Origin of the sequence: Nocardia sp. NPDC046473 (assembly GCF_040645995.1) — a bacterium.
In the GTDB taxonomy this organism is placed as follows: domain Bacteria; phylum Actinomycetota; class Actinomycetes; order Mycobacteriales; family Mycobacteriaceae; genus Nocardia.
In genome coordinates this window covers 242,453-266,381 of record NZ_JBEYZJ010000007.1, presented here as the reverse complement: position 1 = coordinate 266,381, position 23,929 = coordinate 242,453, and the positions used below count along the sequence as shown (strand labels likewise).

The 23,929-nt window shown below is 68.2% G+C and carries 7 protein-coding genes; all 7 read right to left on the bottom strand.

Features of this window, described 5'->3' with window-relative positions:
- Nucleotides 1-14: 14 nt before the first annotated feature.
- The 7 genes from ABZ942_RS26005 to ABZ942_RS25975 all read right to left on the bottom strand — a co-directional run bounded on the left by ABZ942_RS26005 (nt 15) and on the right by ABZ942_RS25975 (nt 23,837).
- The gene (locus ABZ942_RS26005; protein ID WP_357386254.1) at nt 15-19,010 is read right to left on the bottom strand and encodes a hypothetical protein; all 18,996 of its coding nucleotides are present in this window, start codon (nt 19,008-19,010) and stop codon (nt 15-17) included.
- A 5-nt stretch (nt 19,011-19,015) separates the two neighbouring features.
- Complete coding sequence (locus ABZ942_RS26000) at nt 19,016-19,534, bottom strand: YbaB/EbfC family nucleoid-associated protein (RefSeq protein ID WP_357386251.1); 519 nt, start codon at nt 19,532-19,534, stop codon at nt 19,016-19,018.
- Between the two features lie 16 nt (nt 19,535-19,550).
- Complete coding sequence (locus ABZ942_RS25995; protein WP_357386249.1) at nt 19,551-19,883, bottom strand: hypothetical protein; 333 nt, start codon at nt 19,881-19,883, stop codon at nt 19,551-19,553.
- Between the two features lie 177 nt (nt 19,884-20,060).
- On the bottom strand, nt 20,061-21,704 hold the full coding sequence (locus ABZ942_RS25990) for a hypothetical protein (RefSeq protein ID WP_357386247.1): 1,644 nt from the start codon (nt 21,702-21,704) through the stop codon (nt 20,061-20,063).
- A 127-nt stretch (nt 21,705-21,831) separates the two neighbouring features.
- Complete coding sequence (locus ABZ942_RS25985) at nt 21,832-22,281, bottom strand: hypothetical protein (protein ID WP_357386245.1); 450 nt, start codon at nt 22,279-22,281, stop codon at nt 21,832-21,834.
- On the bottom strand, nt 22,278-22,760 hold the full coding sequence (locus ABZ942_RS25980) for a DUF6301 family protein (protein WP_357386243.1): 483 nt from the start codon (nt 22,758-22,760) through the stop codon (nt 22,278-22,280). The genes ABZ942_RS25985 and ABZ942_RS25980 overlap by 4 nt, the downstream gene beginning before the upstream one ends.
- A 111-nt stretch (nt 22,761-22,871) precedes the next feature.
- On the bottom strand, nt 22,872-23,837 hold the full coding sequence (locus ABZ942_RS25975) for an alpha/beta hydrolase (protein WP_357386241.1): 966 nt from the start codon (nt 23,835-23,837) through the stop codon (nt 22,872-22,874).
- Nucleotides 23,838-23,929 lie beyond the last annotated feature (92 nt).

The window sequence follows — 23,929 nt, the reverse complement described above, 5'->3', positions numbered from 1 at the left end:
CCTCCTCGTCTGTCTCAGTGGAAAACTCCGGCACATTGTCGCGGGTCGGCCAGGACGTCGCGGATCATCAAACCCAGGTCGGTACCGGCGCCGCCGAGCGGGTAGGGGAAATCGACGACGGGTTCGCCACTGACGCGCACCTGGAAACGTGCTTGCTGCGGGCCGAGATGCTGCCAGCCGACGTCGACAGCGGGGGCATCGAGGTCGAACTCGTTGGGGCCCAAGCGCAATGTCAGGCGGCCCGCCTTGCGGTAGAAGACGGCGAGGACGTCGCCGAAGTAGCCGAGTACGCCGCCGACCGGGCTGGTGGCCGTGCCTGCCGCGCGCAACGAGCCGGTTTCCGGATCGAAGGTGGCCAGGCGGCCGCCGTCTAGTGGCTGGATGACGATTTCGCCACTGGGCGAGGGGTTCTCGCCATTCCAGCGGCGGCGGTCGCCATTGCGTTGGCCCGCGGTGCCGGCCGGTGAGCCTGCCATCGGCGGCATCATCGGTGGGGCCATCGGCGGTTGCTGCTGGTCACCGACTGGTGAGCCGTTGGACGGCCACGGGTTCGGCGAGTGGCCATTCTGGCCGTTCTGGCCCGGGTATCCGGGTTGCCCCGGAAGTGATGGCTGACCTGGGAATGGCGCTGCCCCAGGCTCTCCCGGGTATGGGGGAAGAGTCTGCGAGGGGGGCTGCGTCGGATCCGGCAACGTCGGTGGCGTTGTCGGGGGCATCGTTGGAGGAGTTGTCGGGGGTGTTGTAGGCGGCGTCGTCGGAGGAGTTGTAGGCGGTGTCGTCGGAGGCGTCGTTGGCGGCGTCGTCGGAGGCGTCGTCGGCGGCGTCGTCGGAGGCGTCGTCGGCGGCGTCGTCGGAGGCGTCGTCGGCGGCGTTGTAGGGGGCGTCGTCGGAGGAGTTGTCGGCGGCGTCGGCCGTGTCGTCGGCGTGGTCGGCGGAACCGGACGCGGCGTGTGCGGCCGTGTCGGCGGTACCGGAGTCCGTGGTGGAGCAGGCGGGTGCGGCGGAACCGGCGGGTGCGGGGGTGCGGGTGGGTGCGGGGGTTGCGGCGGCTCCGGAAGATCCGGCATGGGTACATGAATGTTGAGCGGGGGCCCTACCTCCGGCGGGAAATCGAACTCGTACTCATGCGGCGGATGCGGGATGCGCGAACGGAACATCGCCGGGTCCGGCTCACCACCGCGGAACCGAGCATCCCCGCCATCGTCGCCGCCGTTGTCGGAGCCGCGATCCCGATTCGAACCGTCATCGGTAGTCCCGCGATCCGGATCCGACCCGGAATCGTCACTGTCGGAATCATCGCGATCGGAGTCCCCGTCGGACTCACGAGTCCTATCCCGCGCCGACCCCGAATCACCGGACAACTCAGCGGGATCGGAGTCGTCGCGATCACGACTCACCGCCGAGTCAGGATCAGCCGACTGCTCAGCGGGATCGGAGTCGTCGCTGTCACGATGCGGCGTGGGGGTCGAATCGTCCAGTGGTTCTTGCTGGTTCGTGTTCTCCTCGGTCGGACGGGGCCGGTCGCCGGTGTTCGGGTCGAGTGGTGTCAGTTCTTCGGCGCGGGTCTCGGCGTGTGCCAGCTCCGCTTCGATGCGACCCACCTCGGCTTCGGCGATCAGGTAGTCCTTGGCCGCGCGCTCGAGTTCGGCGACCTTGTCGAGGCGGGCCTGCTGCTGGGTGATGTCCAATGTCCGTGCGCGCAAATCTTCTGCGCGCGCTTCGATTTCGCGCTCGGAGCGCAGCTCGTGCGGCTCGATCGTCAGGGACAGGCTCGCGGCGGCCGCGGCGCGCGCTGCTTCGGCACGATCGAGCCGATCCTGGGCGTGCACCAACTCCGATTCGAGACGCTCCCGGAGATCTTCCACTTCCTGTCGAGCGGCGGCATCACGTTGCGCGTCCGAATCGTGTTGCGTCGCCTCAGGTTGCTGCGGTGTCTCGGCGACCGGGTTGGGGAGTTCGCGCTGCCCATCGCGCACGAGCGCACGTGCTTGTTCGAGCGCGAGGTCGTGGCGTTCGATGTTCTGCTCGTGGCGGCGGACGTTCTCCGTCGCGTCCTCGAAGTCGCGGTAGGCCTGCGTCAGGTCGTCCACTCGGCGGCGGCCGTCCGCGTCCGTCTGTTGCGACCGCAGTTGCGCCAATCGGGTGTCGATGGGCTCATCGGAGCCGAAGAGCCAAGCAGGGTCGATACCGAGTCGCTGTTCCAGCGCGAGCAGCGCGTCGGTGCGCGCATCCAAAACGGCTCGCGCCTCGGACAATTCGACCTGGTAGCGGTCGCGCGGCAGGAACGGTGCCGGCTCGGCCAACGGTGCGACGGCGTAAGGAATATCCTTGCGCCAGCCGGTCAGTGGCGGCCGGTCCGCGTCCCAGTGGAAGCCGAGCACGACCGCGTGCGTGTTCGCGTCGTGCCAGGTCTTCTTCCAGTTCTCCGGATCGCGCAGGAATTCCGATTCGGCCAGCGCGTCGTACAGCAGCACGATGTCCTGCTTCAGCGGCTCGCCCGCCACCAGACGGTTGATCGCCTCGGCGACGTCGGCCAGCTGATCCATCCGCTTGCGCACCACCTGGCCGGTGGGATCGGCGTAGTCGGTGACCAGATGCTCGTCGTTCATCAGGTGATCGATGACCTGCTGGATCTGCTCTCTGGTGAAGCGCGGCGGCGGCACCGCGCCTTCGGCGGTGATGTCGTGCCACATGTGCGGCGCGAGCTCCTCGGCCATTCGATTGAGCTGATCGTCGGTGATGCGACCGGTGTTCTGCTCGTCGAGCAGCAGGTTCCGAATGTCGGCGATGGTGTCGCGGACCGCGATTCGATCGTTGCCTTCGAACATGCCGACGGTGCGTCCGGCCAGGTCGTCGATCTGCTGGTCGATCCTGGCCAGCTGCTCGGCGACGTCGGGCCGGGTCGGATCGATGCCGCGGTGGGCGTCCACCAGCTCCTTGCGGACCAGGTCGATCAGCTTGCGCGCGGCGCCCGTCTGCTGATCTTCGCCGTAGTGCGCCAACTGATCGGCGATCTTGTCGGCCAGCTGGGGATCGGCGCGGAACCGGTCGTATTCACCGTCGGCCCAGTCCTGCACCCGCTGCCAGTCGGCAACCTCCTGGTCGAACTGCTGCTGCAACCAGTCGGGGATCTCGACGTGGTCATAGCGACGCGAGTGCTCGCCCTCGTCCCAATCCCGGTACATCGGCTGGATATTCGTCTCCGGCGGCTTGTGCCAGTCGAACCCGGCCCACACCGTCCCGAACGGCGGCAGCTTCTGCAGCCACGGCCTGGCCTCGACCCAATCACCGATCGCCGGGTGCCGATGGATCCAGTCGCGCACCTTCGGGTGATCGATCGCCGCGAGCAGGGTACGGATATCCCGCTGGATGGCGTAGAAATCACCACCGACGTGGATGGTGACGATGTCGTCGGCCGGGACACCGTCCTGGAAGTACTCGACCGGCGCGCTCATCGGGTTCATCGGCAGCATGTTCTTCGCGATGTGTCCCGGCGGGATATCGGCGAAAGGTGTTGCCAGGTCATTGATGAAGTCGGCGAGACCGGCCCACCAATCCGGATCACCGGGGTTGTAGCCGTCCAGCTCACGCCGCGAGGCCAGGGTGCCGTCCTCACGCACATTGGTCGACCAGTCGGGCCTGCTCGGGTTGACCATATGCCAGTCCCCGGCACTGTCGCGCCAACGGACCACCAGCATGCCCGGCTCGCCCTTGATCCAGCCCGTCGCCGTGCGCTCCACCGGCGGACCCGAATGGACCACGGACTCCTGCCCGGGGGCGGTCTGCCGGTACTCGATCTGCGGGTGCCGCAACATCGCTTGCGCGACAGCGGAATTCGTACGAATCGCATGTTCGAGCGCGGCATCGTGGCCGCCGCGCGGCCGTGCCGTATCCGGCTGCTGACCGAAGACCACGATCCGGGGGCGCTCGCCGCCCTCGATGAGGCCGACCCGGTCGGTCGCCATCCGCCCACCTTCGGCGCCGATCTCGTCGCGCCATGCGACGACCTCGTGCCACCGCTCGGTGAGCTGGGTCATCTGGTCCTGCACGCGCCGCATCGCGGTGTCGGCCTTGATCACGTCGGCGGCGGCGTCCGCAAGTTCCTGGAGCATGCGCGGTCGCTCAGGATTGGTGCTGTCGACGATCCCCAGGTGGTGCTCGATCGTCTCGGCCAGCTGTCGCGGATCGGGGCCGAGATCGGCCAGTGGAACGTCCAAATGCTCCGCCAGCTCTTCCAGCACCGAGCGGCGCGGCCTGCTGTCGAGGAAGATCGCGGCCCGCTGGCGCGCCAGCCGATCCAATGCGGCGACAACGTCATCGGCCAGCGGGCGGTCCCGGTCCACCTCCTGGCGGTGCAGTTCCTCGAGCCTGCCGTCGATCCCGTCGACTATCTGATCGAGCCGGTTGAACTCGTCGACGGCCTGGACCAGTCGGCGGATGTCCCGGTCGCGCATTTCCCGCTCGGGCCCGGCCACCGGCTCGTGCACCACCCTTGGCGGGCTGTCGAGGCTGCCGGGCATCCGCACGGTCCGGGAGCGCGACTCGTTGTACAGCTCGAGCACCCGCCGGTCGAACGCATCGCCGGTCAGCTCGGTCACATTCAGTCGCGCGGCGAGTTCATCCCTTGTCGCGCGGGCGGATTCGCGGTCCCGAGCCCGCGCACCGCGCTCATCGAGCAGGCGGTCGTATTCGGCCTCCCTGGTTTCCAGCGGGCCCGAGCCACGGTCGGCATCCAGTTGGGCCAGTTCGTCATTCAACCGCCCGATCTGTTCCTCGGCCTCAGGCACCCGATTGGCCAGCCGCTCCAGTTCCTTGATCCGGAGCGCCTCGTGCGGCGACCGCTCCATCCCCTCGACGCGGTGCTGACGCAACTCCCGCAGTGTGTCGGCGAGGTTGTCGCCCGGCCGGAGCGCCGCGAAATCGTCGGACGGATCCACGCCGAGGAAGGTGGCCAGCTCGTTGCGCCTGCGGAGCGCGACGTCGTGGTCTTCGATGGCGAGGTCGCGCGCCGCGGTCAGTTCGGCTCGGCGCTGGGCGTCGTCCGCCTCGTGCCTCGGGTCGGGTTGTGGAATCGGCTCGGGTCGATGCGTGCCCGCGGCTTCCGGAGAACCCTCGGATCTCGTTGTGCTGCTGCCATTCTCGGAGCCACCCGGCCGCTCGGGACCACCGGGAACCTGCGGTCCGCCCGGTCGTCCCGGCCCACCGTCACCCGGCTTGTCCGGCCTGCCGGACGATCCGTCCGACGCGGGCGGATCGGTCTCCGGCCGCACGTTCTCCTCGAGCTTCGTCAACCGGTCGAGGACGGACTGATGCCAGTCCGGGTGCTCGGCGAAGGCCGGTGCCAGCGCCTCGATCCGGCCGCGGATCTCGGCCAGCTCGGCCGCGCTCAGGTCGTGCTGGAGCCACCGCACCGTACCGTCGGGGCCGCGCTCGAGGAAGTGGTGGGCGAACCCGCTGGTGGTCTCGGCATCCGGGCGCTTGCCGTTGCCGAACGCGAGGCTGTGATCGATGCCGCTGATGAGTCCGGCCGCGGTGACCAGCCAGTTCGTCATGCCGCGGTCCGGCATCCGAATCAACGTGTCCAGCAGGCCTAGCCGAACGCCGCCCGGCGTCTCGGTCAACCCGGTCTGCTGCGGGCTCCACGCGCCGGGGTGCTGCGCACTGGCCCAATCGCCCGGCATGAACTGCATGTAGATCACGTTGTCGCTGACCCGCACGATGTGCGGCACGCCGGCACCAACGGCCCGACCGACCTCTGCCGCAAGCACTTCCGCGTCGGCGTGCCGAACATTGCTGAGCGTCTTGCGGATCAGCTGCGTGCCGTCGTCGAGGGTGATCAGCTCGACCCGCTCGGCCATCAGCAGCGCGCCCTCACTGAGGACCTCGACGCGGACCACTTCACCGGACTCCGGCGCCGCTTCCACCCGAGCCACCGCCTGCGCGAGAGCCGCAGCGTCCGAGTTCGTTTCGCTCGGCTCGTCGGCGGGACCGCCCTCCGGTGGCCGGTGACCGCCGGAATCGGAACCACCGTCACCGGGGTCGCCTGCCATTGGCGGCGTCGGCGGTTGCGGCGGCTTGTGGCCACCATCGTCGCCACCGGTCGCGGGCTCGGGCACCGAATTCTCCGGTATCTCTTCGGCTTTCACATCGCCGGGCCGCGATCCGTTGTCCTGGCGAGGTTCCTCGCGAGGCGACCTGTTCGCTCCGGCCCCGTCATTCGACGAACCGGTCCGTGCCGGTGTGCCACCACCGGGCTGGGGCGGCGTATGGATCGGTCCGCCCGAGGGATCCGGACCGCCAGGCGGCACCAGATCGACGACGGACACCCGACCCTGATCATCGACCAGCACCTGCCGGTAGACGACCTCGACACCCTGTTCGGCCAGCCGCGCGCGCAGACCGGGTTCAATGATGTGTTCCGGCGCCCGGAACGGTGAAGCCACCAGCAACCGCTGCGCCTCGCCCGGCAGCACGGCGATACCGTCCGCCTTGGGCAGCGGCCGCCCCTCCGACGCGAGCACGTCGCGTGCAATCACCGCGGCCGCCTCGGCACGCAGTTCGTGCTTGGTCCGCACCGACTCGTGGTACTGCCCCAGCGTCCGGGTCAGCTCGCCGGTCACCCGCGTGACCTCACCGTAGTGCTGCTGCGCCGCGTGCAGATCGTCGAAGTACTTGACCATCTCTTCGGATGGAACATGCTGTTGGGCTTGCAGTTCCGCGACCCGGGCCGCGGCGTTGTCCGCGGCATCCCGAGCAGCCTGCTCCAGCTCGCGGGCATTCAGGCCGTCCGGATTCACGCCGAGTCCGCGCAGTGTCGTGCGCGCCTGATCGAGCAGGCGTTGGCCGTTATCGGCCGCTGCGGCGATCCGGTTGACCAGTTCCTCGAATTCCGGTGTCCGGGTAGATGGTTCGTAGGGGCGCGGTTCGCCCACCGTCGACCACTGCCCGGTCTGCTCGCCCGCCGGCGGACGGGGAGCACCGCCCGGGTCGCCCGGACCGCTCGGAACGCCTGGATCGCCCGGGCTGCTCGGATCACCTGGGTCACCGGCCTGCAGAGCGGGTGTCAGTTCCGGTGCGGCACCGCCGAGTTCACGCACGCGCGCATCCGCGGCAAGGAATTCCGGAGCGAGACGGAGGATCTCGTCGCCACGGTCGAAATCGGCGCCGATCATGGCGATCTCGGTCAGCTTGCGAGTGGTCGCCTCGAGGTTGGCCGGATCGAACGCCCCCTCGGGGAACTGGTACATCATTTGCCTGCCCAGTTCCCGCAGGCGCGCACCCAGCTCATCGCGCCGGGCCACCGCGTCCGCATAGGCGTCGGCTACCCCCTCGGGCACACGGTTGTGGCCGGTGTCGGCGCCATCCTCGTCGCCTGCGGCGCGCGGCTCCGGCTTGTTCGCAGCGCCGTCCTCGGCGGGCTCGCGCACAGACGTGGCCGCCTCGCTGGGCTTATCCGCCTCTCCCCCAGTCCTATTCGCTTGGCTCGCGGGCCTGTCCGCCGCTACTTCAGGCTTGTCCGCCGCGCTCGGGTCTTCGCCCGACTTGATCTGTGCCGCAGCATCATCCGCTACCGGAGCGCTCTCCACCTCACCCGGTTCCGGCGCGTCGCCGGTCGGCGGCTTCTTCGCGCCGCCACCATCGCTCGGGGCGTCGGGTTCAGGACGGGGTGCGGCCAGCGGTGGCGCGTCCGGTGGATCGGTCCGGTGCACCTCGGTGCGGCCGTCTTCCCCAGGGACAAGGCGGAATACGACGATGTTGTCGTGGTTCGGCCCGACCAGATCAGCAAGCTCCGGGTGCAGCGCCGCGGCCCGCTCGATCAGTGTGATCGGGTCCGCCGACGCACCACGCACCACAACCACCGCCTGCGGCGGATCACCCGGAACGATGCCTATCTGCGGCACCCCGTCCAGCGGCTCCGCGCCCGCCTCGAGCAACGTGTCTTTCCGCAGCTGATCAGTCAGCAGTCGATCCGCCTCGGCCGCGTCACGCACGGCATGCTTCTGCTGCTCGAACGCCTCCTCGGCCTCGGCCTGATCGCGCGCCTGCCGCAGCTGCTCGTCAGCCTCGTCCCGGATACGCACGGCCTCGGCCTTCGACCGCTCCAGCCGATCGATCTCGTTACTGCGCTGCCGCGCATCCGCCTCGTCCTCACTTTGCCGGCGCTGCAAGGCTTCCGCGGACTGCGCGGGATCTTCCGGCGGATCGGTCCGGTGCACCTCGGTGCGACCGTCCTCCCCGGGGACAAGGCGGTAGACCGTGACGTTGTCGCGGTTCGGCCCGACGAGATCGCCGAGCTCCGGGTGCTGCGCCGCAGCCCGCTCGAGCAACGTGGTCGGGTCCGTCGACGCACCACGCACCACGACCACCGCCTGCGGCGGATCACCCGGAACGATGCCTATCTGCGGCACCCCGTCCAGCGGCTCCGCGCCCGCCTCGAGCAACGTGTCTTTCCGCAGTTGATCGGTGAGCTGCTGATCACGCTCGGCCGCATCACGTTCCGCGTAACGATGCCGCTCGAACGCCTCCTCTGCCGCAGCCTGATCACCCGCCTGCCGCAACTGTTCCGCAGCCTCGTCCCTGGCCCGCACCGCGTCGGCCTTCGCCCGCTCCAGCCGATCGATCTCATTGCTCCGCTGCCGCGCATCCGCCTCGGCGTAGCTTCGCTGCCGCTCGGCTTCTTGTTGCTCCTCGGCAACCCTTTGCTGCTCGGCTGCCCTGCGCTGCCGATCGGCGGCCGCCGCCTGCTCGGGATCCGCTGCTCGCTCGGTCGAATCCCGCTCCGACGCAGGCAATTCCGGCCGCTCGCCGCGGGCCGCCGCGCGGGCGCGGTCGAGGTTGACGTCGTGCTGCGCGAGGCGCTGCTCCAGGCGGGTGACCTCGGCGCCCGCGTCGTCGAAGTCACGCAACGCGCGCGACACGTCATCGATCCGCTGCCGCCCGGCCGCATCCGGCTGCTGGTTCCGCAGGTTGGCCAGCCGGTCGGCGGGATCGGCGGCGCCGAACAGGGCCTCGGGATCGATCCCGGCCAGCCGTACCGCCTCGAGCAGCGCGACCGAGCGGGCCTCCCAACGCTGTCTGGCGTCGGACAGTTGCAGCTCGAACCGATCACGCGGCAGGAACGGCTCCGGCGCGGCGAGCGGTTCCGGCGCGTACGGAATGCCCGCGCGATCACCGGTCAGCGGCGGCCGGTTCGCGTCCCAATGGAAGCCCTCGGCGACCGCGTGCGCGTTCGCGTCATGCCAGGTCCAGCGCTCGTTAGGCGGCGCGGGAGTGCGCAAGAAGTTGGATTCGGCGAGTGCGTCGAGCATGAGGACCACATCCGCGGGCAGCGGATTACCGTCCACGATCCGGTTGATCGCCTCGGCCACATCGGCGACCTGATCCATCCGCCGCGTCCTCGGCGTGCCATAGGGATCGGCGTAATCGCTGGCCGGGTGCTCGTCGGTCAACAGATGATTGAGGATCTGCTGAATCTGGTCCCTGGTGAAGGCCGGGAATTCGGGTCGCGGCGGGGCGCCGTCGGGTTGCGGACGTTCCGGGAAGGGGTCGGGCCAGTTGTGTTCTTCGATCTTCGGTGGCAGCGGACGGATACCGGGGGTCAGCTCGTCGACGATCCGGGTGATGTCGGCGTCGGTGATCGAGCGCTCGTTTCTGATGTCCAGCAGGCGTTGCCGGATATCGGCGATCGTGTGTCTGATCGCGACCCGATCATCGGTGGCGAAATGGTCGAAGGAATCGTCGGCGATCCGGTTGATGGCTTCATTGATCCGCTGCACCCGCCGGTCGACATCGGGTTGGCCCGGGTCGACACCGCGGTGCGCATCGACCAGTTCCTTCCGGATGCGATCGACCAAATCCTGTGCGCCGACCCGCATCTGTTCCCGCCGGTACTCGGCGAGCGGTTCGACCATGCGGTCGGCGAGCTGGTCGTCGGCCCGGAACCGGTCGTATTCGCCGTCGGCCCACTCCTGGACCCGCCGCCAGTTCGCGACCTCCTGATCGATCGCAGGCCGCAGCCACTCCGGAATCTCGGTCCTGGCATGCTCGGCCGGCTCCCAGGTGCGGTACATCGGCTGAAAGTTGGTCTCCGGCGGCCGATGCCACTGGAACGACGACCACATGGTGCCGACCGGGAAAAACCGCTTCAGCCACGGACGCGCCAGCACCCAGTCGCCGATCGCCGGATGCCGATGGATCCAGTCCCGGACCGCGGGATGGTCGATCGCCATGAACAAGGTGCGGATATTCCGTTGAATAGAAGCGATATCGCCACCGAGATGAAGGCTGACGATGTCGTCCGCCGGTACGCCGTTGTCGAAGTACCGGGTCTCCACGTTCATCGGATTCAGTTCGAGCATGTTCTTCGCGATATGCCCCGGCGGGATATCGGCGAACGGCGTTGCCAGGTCATTGATGTAGTCGGAAAGGCCGCCCCACCAATCCGGATTGCCCGGGTCGTATTTCTCGGGCGCTTCGGGACCGCGATTGGTGCGCCGGTTCGGCACGCTCGGATCGACGGCGTGCCATCGGCCGTCCGAGTCTTGCCAGCGCACTACCAGCAGGCCGGGGTCGCCGTTGCGCCATCCGGTGGCAGTGCGCTCGACGGGTGGGCCACCCAGCTGTTCCTGACGCACGGTGCCGTCGGGCTCGACGATTATCCGCCGGTATTCGATCTGCGGATGCCGCATCATCGCCTGTGCGGCAGCAGGTTCCGTGCGTATGGCGTGTGCCAGTGCGTCGTCGTGGCCGGTGCGCGACGGCTCGAATTCCGCGCGCGGGCCGAACACGATGATGCGCGGACGCTCACCGGGGATGATGCCGACCCGGTCGGTGACCATCCAGCCGTCTTTGCTCTCGGCCTTGACGATGTCTTGCCACAGATCGTTGAGCCGAGCCATCTCGTCGCGCAGCTTGCCCATTTCGTGTTCGCCGGCGAGCACGTCGACCGCGGCAGCTTCCAGCGCATCGAACATGCCATGGCGCTCGGCCTGCTCGCCGTTGTCGGCCCGCATCGTGCGCGACCGAAGCCACTCCAGCGCCGTTGCCACATCACGGGGCCGCGGGCCGAGCTCCGATAGCGGAATCCCGAGACGCCGGGCCAGCTCTTCCATCACCGACCGGCGCGCCTCGACCTCGCGCAGGAGGTCGGCGTGCTCGGCTGCCATCCGATCGAGGACGCTGGAAATATCGCCGGAGCGCGGGCGCTCGCCGACGACGCCCTCGTCCCGCAGTTGCGCGAGGCGCCCGTCCTTCTCGGCAATGGCCGCGTCGAGACGCTCGCATTCGCGCATGGCATCGCCCAATTTGCGCATCTCACGTAGATGCGAATCGCGCTCCGACCCGCTCACCTGGTCCCGGACGATCCGTTCCGGGGAGTCCAGGTTGCCGGGGATCCGGGTCCGCCGCGTTTGCGCCTCGTCATAGAGCTCGAGCATGCGGCGCTCGAAGGCGGGGCCGGTCAAATCCTTGAACCCGAGGTATGCGGCGAGCTCATCGCGCTGCGCCCTGGCGAATTCGCGCTCATGGTCCAGCGCACGCCGTTCCTCGAGCAAGCGAGCGTATTCGCCCTCGGGGGTCTCGAGTCGCGCGGCGGCACGTTCGGCATCCAGCGATGCCAGCTCGCGATCGATCCTGGCGATGTCGTTGTTCGCGTCGGCGACCCGGTTGGCCAGCTGCTCGAGCTCATCGATGCGGGCATGCTCGCGCGGCATCTCCGTGCGCACCTCCATGGTGCGTCCGCGCAACTCCTCCAACGTTCGCGCAATATTGTCGGGATGCAGTGCCGCCCAGTCATTTTCCGACGAGACGCGCAGGCGGCCTGCCAGCTGATCGCGCTGCTGCTGGAGCGCGTCCCGTGCAGCCACGACACGGTCTCGCTCGGCGTTCAGCTCGTGCTGACGCGCGTCGAACGGGTCCTCGGGGTGCGGTGTCCCATCGGTCTCGTGCGGCGGCGTGCCATCGGGGTCATGCGGCGGGGTGCCGTCGGACTCTTGCGGCGGGGCACCGTCGCCGGGCTGCCGATCGCGATCGTTCGCGCCATCTTCGCCCGGATCACCAACGCGCGGTGGCGATTCCGGCGGCTTCTTCCCGCCGCCTGCCCCCTCCGGCTCCGGCTGTGCGGACGAATCCTCGCGCGGTGCCACTTTCACATCGCCCGGATGCGGGAGTTCACCCTCGGGAGTGCGGTGCTTGCCCGCCTCCTCCAGCGGCACCTCCACCACCGGCCGCGGCAACACGCCGTCGGCGATGTCGCGGGCGAACTCGGCCCGCAGCGCCAACATTCGCGCTCGCCATTCGGCGTGGTCGGCCCGCATCCGGGTGGCCCAGTCCACCGGTTCGGTATCCGCGAGGTGTCGAATGGCCGCCGCGTGCTCGGCGGCCATTCGCGCCGTCCACTCGGCGGTCTCGGCCCGCATGCGGTCGGTCCAGTCCGCGACGCTCTCGTGTCGGCCGTTGTCGTTCCCGGCGGCGTCGGGATCGTGCGGTGGGTCGATCGCCATCCTCGCGGGCTGGTCCGCCGGATGCGGCACACCGTCGAGGCCCTGCAGCCGTGGGGCCAGCACGTCGGGTCCCAATTTCGCCAAGTCGGTCAGCATCTTGTGCAAGACCTGTGCGGGCTCACTCGCCCGGTCGCCGTGCAGTTCTACGTCGCGGAAGGCGTCGGCGACGGCTTCGCCGGGCCGGAAGACACCGTGTTCATCGAAGCTGTACGGGCCGAGCTGTTTCAGCCAGCTGCGGTATCCCGCACTGGTATTGGGGACCGCCGGGTCCAGCTCGGCTTTGTGCCGGTAGTGATCCTGCAGGACCTTGTCGGTATAGGTCAGCGAGTGCGGATCGTTCGGGTGCAGCGGTCGCAACGCCGTGCGCTGTCCGTGGAAATCCACCGCGTGACCGAATTCGTGCAACAGTATTTTGTAGACGGGACGAGTGGTGCCGGACTGATCGAACCGTCCGAGGTCCACGCCCGCCTGGACTTTGCTCCGGAACGCGTCCAGGCTTCCGACGAGTTCCTGATTGAACTTGATCGACTGCGCGTACCGCACGCCCGTCTCCGGGTGGCGGCCCGGAATCAGCTCCGCCAGGTTCCCGCTCGGGAACCTACCGACACCGACGCCGCCGAGGACGACGTGCGGATATTTGGCCCGCATTTCGACGACGCCCCTGGCGATCTCGCGCGCCACCTCGGCATCGAAGCCGGGCAGGTCGAACCCGTAGACCTTCAGCCCGGTCTCCTTGGCCAACTCCTCGCCGACCTGTGCCGCGTCCAGCGGCGTCCACTTGTCGACGATGTGCGGCTCCGGCTGCCCACCGTCATGGGGGACGCTGCCGTCCATTCCGTGCACCGGATCCGCCCCCGGACGACGCGGCGGCAGCATGTGCGAGGCCGATTCTCGCTCGCGGGACAGGAAGTGGTCCGACGGCGTCTTGCCGGGCTCGCCCGGGCGTGGACGCGGCTCGGACGCCGGATCTCCTTGCAGCCGGGGCACTTCCGCCGGGCGACGGGGCGGCAGCATATGCGACGCGGATTCCCGCTCGCGCGGCAGGTGGGAGTCGGGCAGCGGCTTGTCCTGCTCGCCCGGACGCGGACGCGGCTCGGACACCGGATGTTCTTGCGCCAGAGAGGCATCCGCCGGATGCACATCCCGCGAACGGCCGTCGCCAGGGTCGTTCGGCGTCGGCGATTCCGGCGCCTTGTTCGGGCCCGTGCTGTCCGAAGGTTCTTGCCGCGGAGCACGTTCGGCCGCTGGATGAGCAGGAGATTCCGGTGTCTTGTTCGGACCGGCGCTGTCGGCAGGCTGTTGCCGAGGGGCACCCTCGGACTCGGGATGGTCGATCGGCCGAGTGACCGGGTCGGCGGCGTTCGGCGTTTCGAGCGGCTTCCTGATTCCCGAGCCATCGTTCTCGGGAATCAGCCCCTTATCGGCGAGTTCGCGCACCCGCTCGGCCGCCCGATCGGCTTCCGCACGCAGCGCCTCGTCCTGCGGGTACTGATCGGAGAGCCTGCGCAGTGCTTCGGCCTGCTCGACCTGCACGCGGGGCGGCATCTCCGCATCCTCGTGTTTCGGCCGGGAGATCAGGCCATCGGTGTCGTCGTTGCGGGGGAGGTTGCCGTCGTCATGCGGCCGGCCGTCGAAGGGCTGGCCGACCCGGGATCGGTCGCCGGAATTCGTATGCGCTCCGGCATCGGCGGTCAACCGCGCCCGATCCGCCGCGTTCAGCGAATGTTCGGGACGCCCCTGCCCGTCGAACACGATGGCGTGCGAACCGCTCATGTTCGGCGAAACCTGCGGCGGATAGCGGTGATCGGCCAGTCCGGCACCGAGGTCGCGAACGATGATCTCGCCACCCTGGTTCACCAGGAGATAGGCGTGGGCGCCTACGCCGTATGCGTCCCGGGAACCCGAATACGTGTCGACCATCAACGCCGACGAGCCGTCACCGAGGTCGAGCAGTCGCTGGTGCGCGTCCGCATGGGTGGTCGGCTGCAGGTGACCACCCGCGGCCAGCTGCAGTTCCTCCGGGGTCATGCCATCCGGGCCGATCGCGCGTTCGGGCAGCTGAACATGGTCCTCGCCGTACAGCGCCCGCAGCTCTTGCAGTGACAATTCACCACAGCGACCGCGGCGATCATCCGGATGAGTGACCGGGTTATCCGGCGAATGCTGGGTGGGTCCGTTCCCTACGGGGTCGGGAGCGCCCGCATCCGGCGTCGACGCGGTGGGTTGATGCTGCGGCTGCAGACTGTCCCTGGATACGACGCCGCCGATATCGTGCATCGGCACCCGCACACCATTGTGGTCGAGCTTGAATTTCGCGAAGTCCGCTTTACCGTTTATATCGACGTGCACCTTGTGGTATTCGATGTCCAACGTGCCGTCGTGGTGCGCTTCCAGCAGTTGTTTACGAATGTCCAGCAGTGCCGGGCCTTCTGGCCGCGCGAGCAGATCCGCTTCGGGCTCGGTCAGAATCGTCCGGAGATTCTCATCGATGGCGAGCGTGCGTCGCAGGTACTCCGGCGAGCCCTGCTGCGCCCGGCCTGCGGGAGTCGTCGCACTGCCCAGCTCCGAGCCGACACCTTTGGCCTCGATCACCACCAGCCGGGCCGGGGTGTCGCCGTCCCGAGGAATGAAAACCGCGATGTCCACGGAGTTGTTGCCGTCGAACGCGCCCTCGAATGGGGTGATCTGCACTGCGCCCGGATGTAGATCCGGGTCGAAACCGTATGCGGTAGCGCCCAACTCGCCGAGCCGCTTGGAACTCGCCACCATCTCCTTGCCGCGGAGATTGTATTCTTTCGCGTTGTCCACCATTTCGTACAGGCGCGTGAGCTTGTCGGCTTTCTGCTCGGGTGTCAGATGCCGGGGATCGCTTTCCGGGAGTCGCGTCTGCTTCCTGATCTCCTCTTTGATCTCGGAAACCGTGTCCTTGAGGTTCCGCTCACTCAGCTTATTGACATCGAGTTTGTTCTCTTTGCCCCGGACGTTGAACTCGTCCATGTGCGGCTTGAGCAAATCGTAAGCATCAGTACGGAGCTTGCCCAGCCTGATCCGCTCGGCGGACTCGTCGGCCAAGGCTTTCAGCGCATCCGGATCTTTGACCGGATAATCGCCTTCCTCGGCGACCTCGGCCTTGAACGCCAGGTCTTTGCCCGAAAGATGGTCTTTGATCCATCGGTGGCCGTCGGTCAGGTTGAAGCCCTTGTCGCGGAACGTGCCCGGCGCATCGTCGACGTGATGCCAGACGCCGTCGGGCGTGCGGTAGACCTGAGGCGGGTCACTGGGTTGGCGCAACAGTCCGTCCGCGCCGCGCTGCATACCCTGCGGCACCGGCCGATCAGCCGGGAAGAAATCGTGGTGCTGGCCGGGCAGATTACCGATCCGTCCCGCATCGGCGAGGTCACGCTGCGGGGCGAGCAGTTCGTCCCGAATGCGGCTCGGCACCTTGTCGACCGGCGTGCCGTCCGGCTTGAACATGATCGCGCTGGCGCTGTGCAGTTCCTTCGGTGTCCGCGGCGGGGCGCCGTGGTCGGCACCCATGCTGGGGTCGTGCACCTTGATCTGGCCGCCCTCGTTCACCATCAGGTACGCGTGCGCGCCGACACCGTGCTCGTCGCGCGGACCCTTGTAGGTGTCGACGACCAGTGCCGTGGCGCCGTCGCCCATCTTGAGCAGCCGCCGCTCGATCGCCTCGTGGCCGCCCGCGAACTCGCGCAGCTGCCCGCCCGCGGCGCCGACCAGTTCTCGTGAGGTCATGCCGTCGGCGCCAATTGTCCGCTCCGGCAGCCGGATCGAATCACCGAACCGGTCACGGAGTTCCCGCAGCGAGAGCTCGCCGCACTTGCCGCGATTCGGATCGTCGGGCTCGAGCGGTCGCTTGCTGTCGGCGTCGCCGTCCTGTCGCGGCGTCGCGGCGTCGCCGTCGGCGCCATGCTGACGCGGCGTGCCGTCGGCTCCCGACTGCCGCGGATGGGCGGCCGCGCCCGCGTCCGCGACCGGGACGATCCCTACGTCGTCGTGATGCTGGCGGTTCTCGGGGTCGTCACCGTGGTCACTGCGTCGCGCGGGATCGCCGTCGCCCGCCCGGCCCGGAGCGTCGCCGGCCGGCCGAGAGTCGTTCGCGTGCGGGCGGCCCGCTTCGTCCCTGGCGTGCGGCTCGGCACCGGCGTGCGTCCGATCCTGTTGCGGTACACCGGCTTCCGGCTTATTTCTGACTTCCGGCCCATCGGCATCCTGGTGTGGCCGAGCGTTCTCGTCCGAATCCTGGTGCGGCCGTGCGTTTTCATCAGAATCAGGGTGTACCTGCACATGCTCGTCCGCCGCGCCTGCCGTACGTTCCGGTGCGCGGGGCGCCTCGGAGCCGCTCGACTCCGCGCGGACACCGGGAGTCGAATCCTTGCCTGCCCGAGCAGGATTCGATTCCGAGACGCCCGCGCGTGATTCGCCTCGGGGACGATCGACGCTCGGCTTGGCGTCCGGCGATCCGGTCCGAGAGTCGCCCGCCCGCGGTTCGGAGCCCGACTGTGGCCGGGTCTCGCCGCCACGCGCTGGTTCAGCGCCGGTGGGCCGAGGTGCCGCGCTGTCGCCGGCCTGGCGAGGCGCCGCACCGTCACCGCTGTGCCGAGGCGCCGCACCGTCACCGCCCGACCGGGCTGCCGCGCCGTCACCGCCCGACCGGGCTGCCGCGCCGTCACCGCCGGTCCGCGCCGTCGCGCCGTCACCGCCGCGCCCCGCATCACCCGAATTATGCGTTGCCGCAGCACTTCCCGGATCCGCACCGGTGTGCTGCGGTGTCACCGACCGATCGGCACCGGTGCCCGTGTCGCTGGTGCCACCGTCGTGTGTGGTGCCACTGTCGTGCGTGGTGCCACCGTCGGCAATGCCCGCCCGGCTGCGATCCGCGCCGCCACCGTCGGCTCCGGCGTGCTGCTCCGACGAACCGCCGTGGCTCTCGGACGCGCCGTTGTGCTGTTGGCCGCCGTCGGTGCCACGGCTCTCCGAACCACCCTGCTGCTGACCACCATCGGTCCCACGACTTTCCGAACCACCGTGCTGCTGACCACCATCGGTCCCACGGCTCTCCGAACCACCCTGCTGCTGACCACCATCGGTCCCACGACTTTCCGAACCACCCTGCTGCTGACCACCATCGGTCCCACGACTTTCCGAACCACCCTGCTGCTGACCACCGTCGGTCCCACGACTTTCCGAACCACCGCCCTGCGGCCGATCACTGTCGGTGCTGTAGGTCCGATCCGAGGTGCCCGTGCGGGACGAGTCGCCACCCTGCGAGGTGTCGTCGGTCCGCGTGGACGACCCGTCACCCGAACCATTGCTGCGATTGTTGACCCCGCCGCCGACGTTGTCTCCGCCGGTCCGGTCACCACTCGTGCCGCCGTGCTCGCCCTGGCCGACCCCACCGTCATGCGTCGTGCTCGCACCATTGGTGCCCGCCGGACGCATGTCCGGACCGCCATTGCTGTGCGTACCAAGGCCTTCGGGTCCGAGGCCGCCGATCCGAGCCCCGTTCGTCGGCCCGACACCGATCGGCGCGCCCATCCGGTCGAAGTGGAACTTGGTGGCCCGCCCCTTGTTCCCGCCCGACATCGCGCCGTTCGACAGGCCGGCGGTGAACATGCGCGGGTCGAAGTTCTTGGCCACTTCATCCCAGCCGCCGTGCGCGAGGTCCATCGCGAATTGCGGTGCGTACCCGGCGATCGACCCGGCGAAGCCCGCGCCGAGGCCGGTGATCGCGCCCTTCATGCCGGGGCCCAAATGGGCGCCCTTCAAAAGGTGTCCGAGCCCGTGGCCGGCCGCCGCGCCGCCGAGTGCGCCCGCCCCCGAGGACAGCGCGGTCATCCCGACCTGGTTCCAGTCGATGTCCTTGCGGTGGCCCTGTTCCTTCTGGATCCACTGGATCCCCAAGTCCTGGATGGTGCCGAGCGCCAGGTCGAGCGCGACATGCTTGAAGAGGAACTTGACGCCCTTGGTGATGGCCAACTTGAGAACGTGCTTGAGGACGGCCATCAGCCCTTGCCGGGCGATCACCCGGATCGTCACCCGCGTCGCGGCGATGGCGGTCAGTTCCACGGCGGGTGCGGTGGGCGGAAACAGCCACGCCGCGGCGAGTTCGATCGCCAGCAGGCCCAGCGAGGACCACATCATCCACTTGGCGTACTCGATTTCGGTACCGACGCCATCTGCGGATTCGCCGATCTTGTCGAAGAACTCCGCGAGCTTCTTGAGGTTGTTGTTCGCCTCGTCTCCGCTGGCACCGGTGCCATCGCGCATCTTGTCGAATACGCCCGCAATCTCATCGCGCGCCGCGCCGGACGGGTATGCCTTGAGCGCGGCGGACTTCGCCGTGTTGATGTCGGCCATGATGCCGCGCAGCTCTTCGGCGGCTTTGCGCCAGTCACCGGCCAGATCCCGCATGCCGGTTTCCGAGCCCTCGGGCCAATCGCTACCGGCGACCCACCCGAGGGTTTCGAGGAGCCCGTCCCACAAGTCCATCTAGATCACCAACCGGAATCGGTGACCCCACGCTCCCGGGACTTCACATTGTCGAGCGACTCGACATTGTCGAATGTCATGGCGGCGCTGTCGGTTCCGGCAGTGATGGCCCGCTCCAACGAATCGGGTTTACTCATCGGCGCGTACGTCTGCGCGGGCATCTGGCCGCTCAGGTCCGGCATGCCCTCGACCAGATCCGACAGTTTCGGCAGGCGCGCCCGTTCCTGCTGGAAAGGCGCGAGCAGTTCCTGCGATTGGCGGCGCACATCCGCGATGGCCTCTTGCGCAGCCTGGGTCACGGCACGCGCCAATTCCGCGTATTCCAAATCCTCGATACCACGACCGAACTTGGTCTCGATAACGGCACCATCGGCATTGACCACGACGGTCACCCGGCCACCGCGCACCGTCGCCTTGCCGACCAGCGCAACGCGTTGCTGCTGCAATCGCGCGATGGAATGGAGCTGCGATTGCACCTCTTCCATCAGGTCGGCGACGTCTCCCCGAGAAAAATCGTGTGCCACGGCTACCGACCCTTACTCACTTATCGAAGCTTTCGCCATTGCGCTCATCGAGGTCGTGCTGCAACTGGTCGGCAACCTTGCGCTGGTTGGCGGCCACGTCTTTGAACGTGCCCGCCATACCGGTGGTGCCGTCGACGAGGTTCTTCTTCGAAGAATGATAGCCATCGCTGCCGCCTGGGCCGTTCGCGAACTGATTGCCCATCTTGTCGTCGCCCCATGGGGAACCGCGACCGGCAAGGGTCGAAGTCAAGTTGTTTACCACGTCGGTGATCCGGTCACCGACATGAGCGGTCTTGCCCGCGGCAGTACGGAATTCGTCCGGGTGGAACTCGAATTTCTCGTCCGCCACAATGCACCCTTTCCCGCAGTGTGAGGGCAGCCAACCCCCGGCTCGATCCTGAAATCATTGGCGGAGTTCATGATCAGTTCACCCGATCTCCGCCGTCAGTCAATAAACCGTAACACCAACGCTAGTGGTGGACCACTCCAATGGAACACCCCAGTCCTGGGGGCATCGGGCCCGCTATCAAGCGTCTACCTGGCCATGTCGCCGCTGGAATCGCTGCTCGAACTCGGCGATGTAGAGCGACGGCGCCACCGAGGACGACGACTGTTCCAGCACGCCGTCATCGGCGATGTAGAACAGCGCCCGGCCGATCGCGATCTCGCCCGGCGCGGTCGGCACGTACACCATCCACCCGACGCTGATCCGATCCGCGCGCAGGCCGTCCATCGGATACCGGGAGGTATCCATGTCGCTGTCCAGGATGAATTGCCGCACCCTGGCGATCGCGTCCTCCTGCGGCATCGGCTCCGGCACCGTCATCGTCACGCCGGCCATGGTGAGCTGATAGAGAGCGCCGTCGATATCGAAGGAGCCGTCTTCGCCGAACACATCGACGAGAGTGGACCGGGTGACCACACCGATCTCCGCGGCGGACACCAGATTCGCGACAGCTTGGCGCTGGCGCGGGCTCGGCGCTTCCGCGATCAGGCCGGACACGATATCGACCACGGAATCCGGCGACCACATGCCCGGCACCGCGTCACTCAGCTCGTCGGCGATCGGCGAGTTACCGCGATACCAGTTGCCACCCTCCCACCAGTAGCAGAACGACAGCAGACCGGTAGCCGCACGCGAATTCAGCACCGGATTGGCGACCCACTCCGGCGCACCCGCGTACAAGTCGGGCATCGGCACGCCGCGGTTGTAGACCGCGTCCAATTCCGGTGCATTCCATACCCCGCCGGACAACACGGCCCGGCCACCCGGCACCGAGTACAGCGTGGAACCGCTGCGCCGGGAACCTTCGAACCAACTCAAGGCGGGCAGCACTCGCGGTCCCAGCGGCGAACCGGCCGCGACGAACCCCGCGGCGATCACCGCCCAGCGGGCCGCCAACAGCGGGAACGCGGGAAAGTCGGTGGCCGCCAGCACTCCGCGCCTGCCCGCGTCCCGATCGGCCCGCGCCTGGACCGCGGCCTCCTGCGGCGTCCGCGACTGCCGATCGGCGTGACCGATGTAGGCCGCCAGCCACACCGGCAGTGTGTCCCGCGGGTACATCTCGAGGTCGGCGCGATAGATCTCCGGTGCGAAGAGTTGTTCGTCCGGGAACGGCTCATCGCCGTAGTCGTAATCGACCTCGACCTGACCGCTGCTGGTCAACGTCATGCGGTAGCGCCACCACGGCCCGTCGCTGAGTTGCGCCGACACATGCCGATGCTGACGGACCAGCGCCAGCACGTCCTCCGTCGGATACGCCCGCGCCATGCGGTCCTCGTCGTCGGTGAAAACGGCGAGCGACACCTCGGCCGCGACGGTCACCGCGAAGACCGCCTCCAACTGCTGCCAGCCTGCCGGGCCGTCGGCCGCCAACTGCCGGACGATCTGATGGCTGATCGCGGTGGCGAGCTCGGCCGGATCCTCGACCGGCGACGGGGTGGGCGGCGCGCCGGCGAGAGTGAAGCCGACGTCGGGTTCCTGGTCGTCGACGTCACCGGGTTCGTGATCAACCGGCTCGGCGATACCGTCTTGCGCGCCGGGCGATACCAGGAACCGCCGCATGAAAGCCGTTTGGGCAGCGGTTGTCTCGCCGCCGGGGCGCAGGTGTTCCTGGGCCGACTCGTCGCGCGGCCTTTGGTCCGGAGCCTGGTCGTCTGGACTGGTCACGTCGCGGAAATCTCCTCAATCTGCGCACCGAAACGGCGGCCGTTCCGAAGAGGTAGCCGCCCCCGCCAATCCTGGCACAGATCGCCGAGCGGCGAGGTGCTGGTGCGCGGATGGGCGGTGGCGTGCGTCAAGCCTCGACGGGCAGTCCGAGCAGCGGCAATTCGATCGGGCTGTTCGCCGATTTTTCGTTCCACGCCTGATAGACCAGCGCCGTCGGGGCGGCGATCCGGAAGGCGTCCCGCAGCCCGGTCACCACCATGTCCGCCACCCTTCGATAGGCCGCCGAAGCCACCGGCCACGGCAGCTCGACCCACCAATTCTCGACGTGGTCGGCGTCGGGTTCCCGCCAGCCCGCTTCGCGAATCAGATGCCGGCCGGTCGCGCCCGCTTGCACCGTGGGATCGAGCCAGCGGTCGCCGGACAGCTGGGCCCAGACGCTGTCGTCGAACTGCCGGAACTGCGCGATCCTGCTCTTGTCCGAGGAGGTCGGGGCCTCACCGATGACCACAACCGCGCCGGACGGCAGCGTCGCCAGTTGCTCGGCCAGCCCGTCGGCAAACTCTGCCCACCCCGTCACAGCAGCCCCTGTTCCTCCAGCTCGACGGTCTCGTCATGGTCGGCAAGCCAGGAGTTGGCCATCAGAAACAATTCCAGCGTGGTGCCCGGATCGCGCAGCATGAGCGTTGTTTCGGCGCCTGCCCAGCGGATCTCGGGTACCGCACCGGGGATCTGGGCGGTCGGCTCACCGAACGCACCGCTCAGCGCGGCGACCATGCCCACGAACGCATCACGCGTCTGCCCGGGTTCGGCCTCGTCGTCGGAGGCGACCTGGACCTCGATCTCGCCCACCTGGCCGTCTCGGCCGGTCAGCTTGGCGCTGCCCGCCCCGAACCCGGAGTCGAGCATGACCCAGTTGCCCCGCGCCACCACCACGGTCCAGCCCATCGCCGACGCCAGCTGCTCCGCGTCGTCGAGCCGCCATGACCAGTCGAGTGACCGCAGTCGACTGGCCAGCTCGACGATTTCCACGTCGGTCAACGCATGCCATTCCGTCATGCAATCACCCTAGCTCTACCGTCGGACCTCGTCTTTTCCGCGCGATCGACTGTGCCACAACGGGTAACCACGCACAACAGGCAGCGTCCGGCGAATCGACGGCGGCCGGCACTATGCCGACAGCGGACCCCGGGCGATCTGCGCACGCTCGATCTCGGCGATGAACCGCGCGACACCGTCGAGGGCGGCGCGGGCCTCCGGCAGGAACCGGTGCCCCACCTGGAATACGTGGAACATGCCTGGCCACAGCTGCACCTCGCACTCGCCGCCCGCGGCGCGTTGCGCGGCACCGTAGTGTTCGGCGTCGGCGCTGAGCATCTCACTGCCGCCGGCCTGCAACAACATCGGTGGCAGGTCGGGGCCGACGTGCGCGGCCACGTTGAGGCGTGGGTCGTCGAAGTGGGCTGTGCCGGTGTAGAGACCGGTCATTCGGGTGGCCAAGCCGAAGGACATGAAGGCCTCGTCCACCTCCGTGCGGCGGGCGTCGGCCAGCGTCCAGGTCGAGTCGACCAGCGCCGAGAAGCCGACGAGCGCCTTGGGCTGGGGCAGGCCGAGCTCGCGCAACTGGACGCACAGGCCGAGTGCCATGTGGCCGCCTGCCGAATCACCCATCAGCACAATGTCTTGCGCGGCATGGCCCTGTTCGAGCAGCCAGAGGTAACCGTTCAGCACGTCGTCGTGTGCTGCGGGGAATCGATGCTCCGGGGCGCGGCGGTAGCGCAGGGTGAACGCGGAGCGGTCGAGTCGCCGGGCCAGCTCGGACACCAGGCCTCGATGAGTGGCCGGGCTGCAGCCGACATAGCCGCTGCCGTGCAGGTAATAGATGAGTGACTGGCCGGGGTGCGGTACCGCGCCGACCCACTCCCCCATGGCGCGACCGCGCGGCCCGGCGACATCGACCGACGTGGTCGGCAGCGTGCGATCGAACCAGATCCGGCAGGCGACGGCCAATCCGAGCCGCGCGCCGGCGACCCCGAACCGATTGGCGGGCAGCCGCGCGCCGAGTGGCCGCAGGGTGGACTGCAACGCGAAAATCACGCCACGACTGGCCAGGGACACCGGATCACCATCGATCATCTACCGATTGAACCGAACCGAACCGGCCCTGGCAATAACGGGCGGATCAACCTGGCACAGTGCACAAATGCGTTGTCTACCTGCTGTTCTTT

Excerpts from the sequence above, each read along its gene's own strand:
- ABZ942_RS25975 (WP_357386241.1), bottom strand. The coding sequence starts at position 23,837 with ATGATCGATGGTGATCCGGTGTCCCTGGCCAGTCGTGGCGTGATTTTC.
- ABZ942_RS25980 (WP_357386243.1), bottom strand. The coding sequence starts at position 22,760 with ATGACGGAATGGCATGCGTTGACCGACGTGGAAATCGTCGAGCTGGCC.
- ABZ942_RS26005 (WP_357386254.1), bottom strand. The coding sequence starts at position 19,010 with ATGGACTTGTGGGACGGGCTCCTCGAAACCCTCGGGTGGGTCGCCGGT.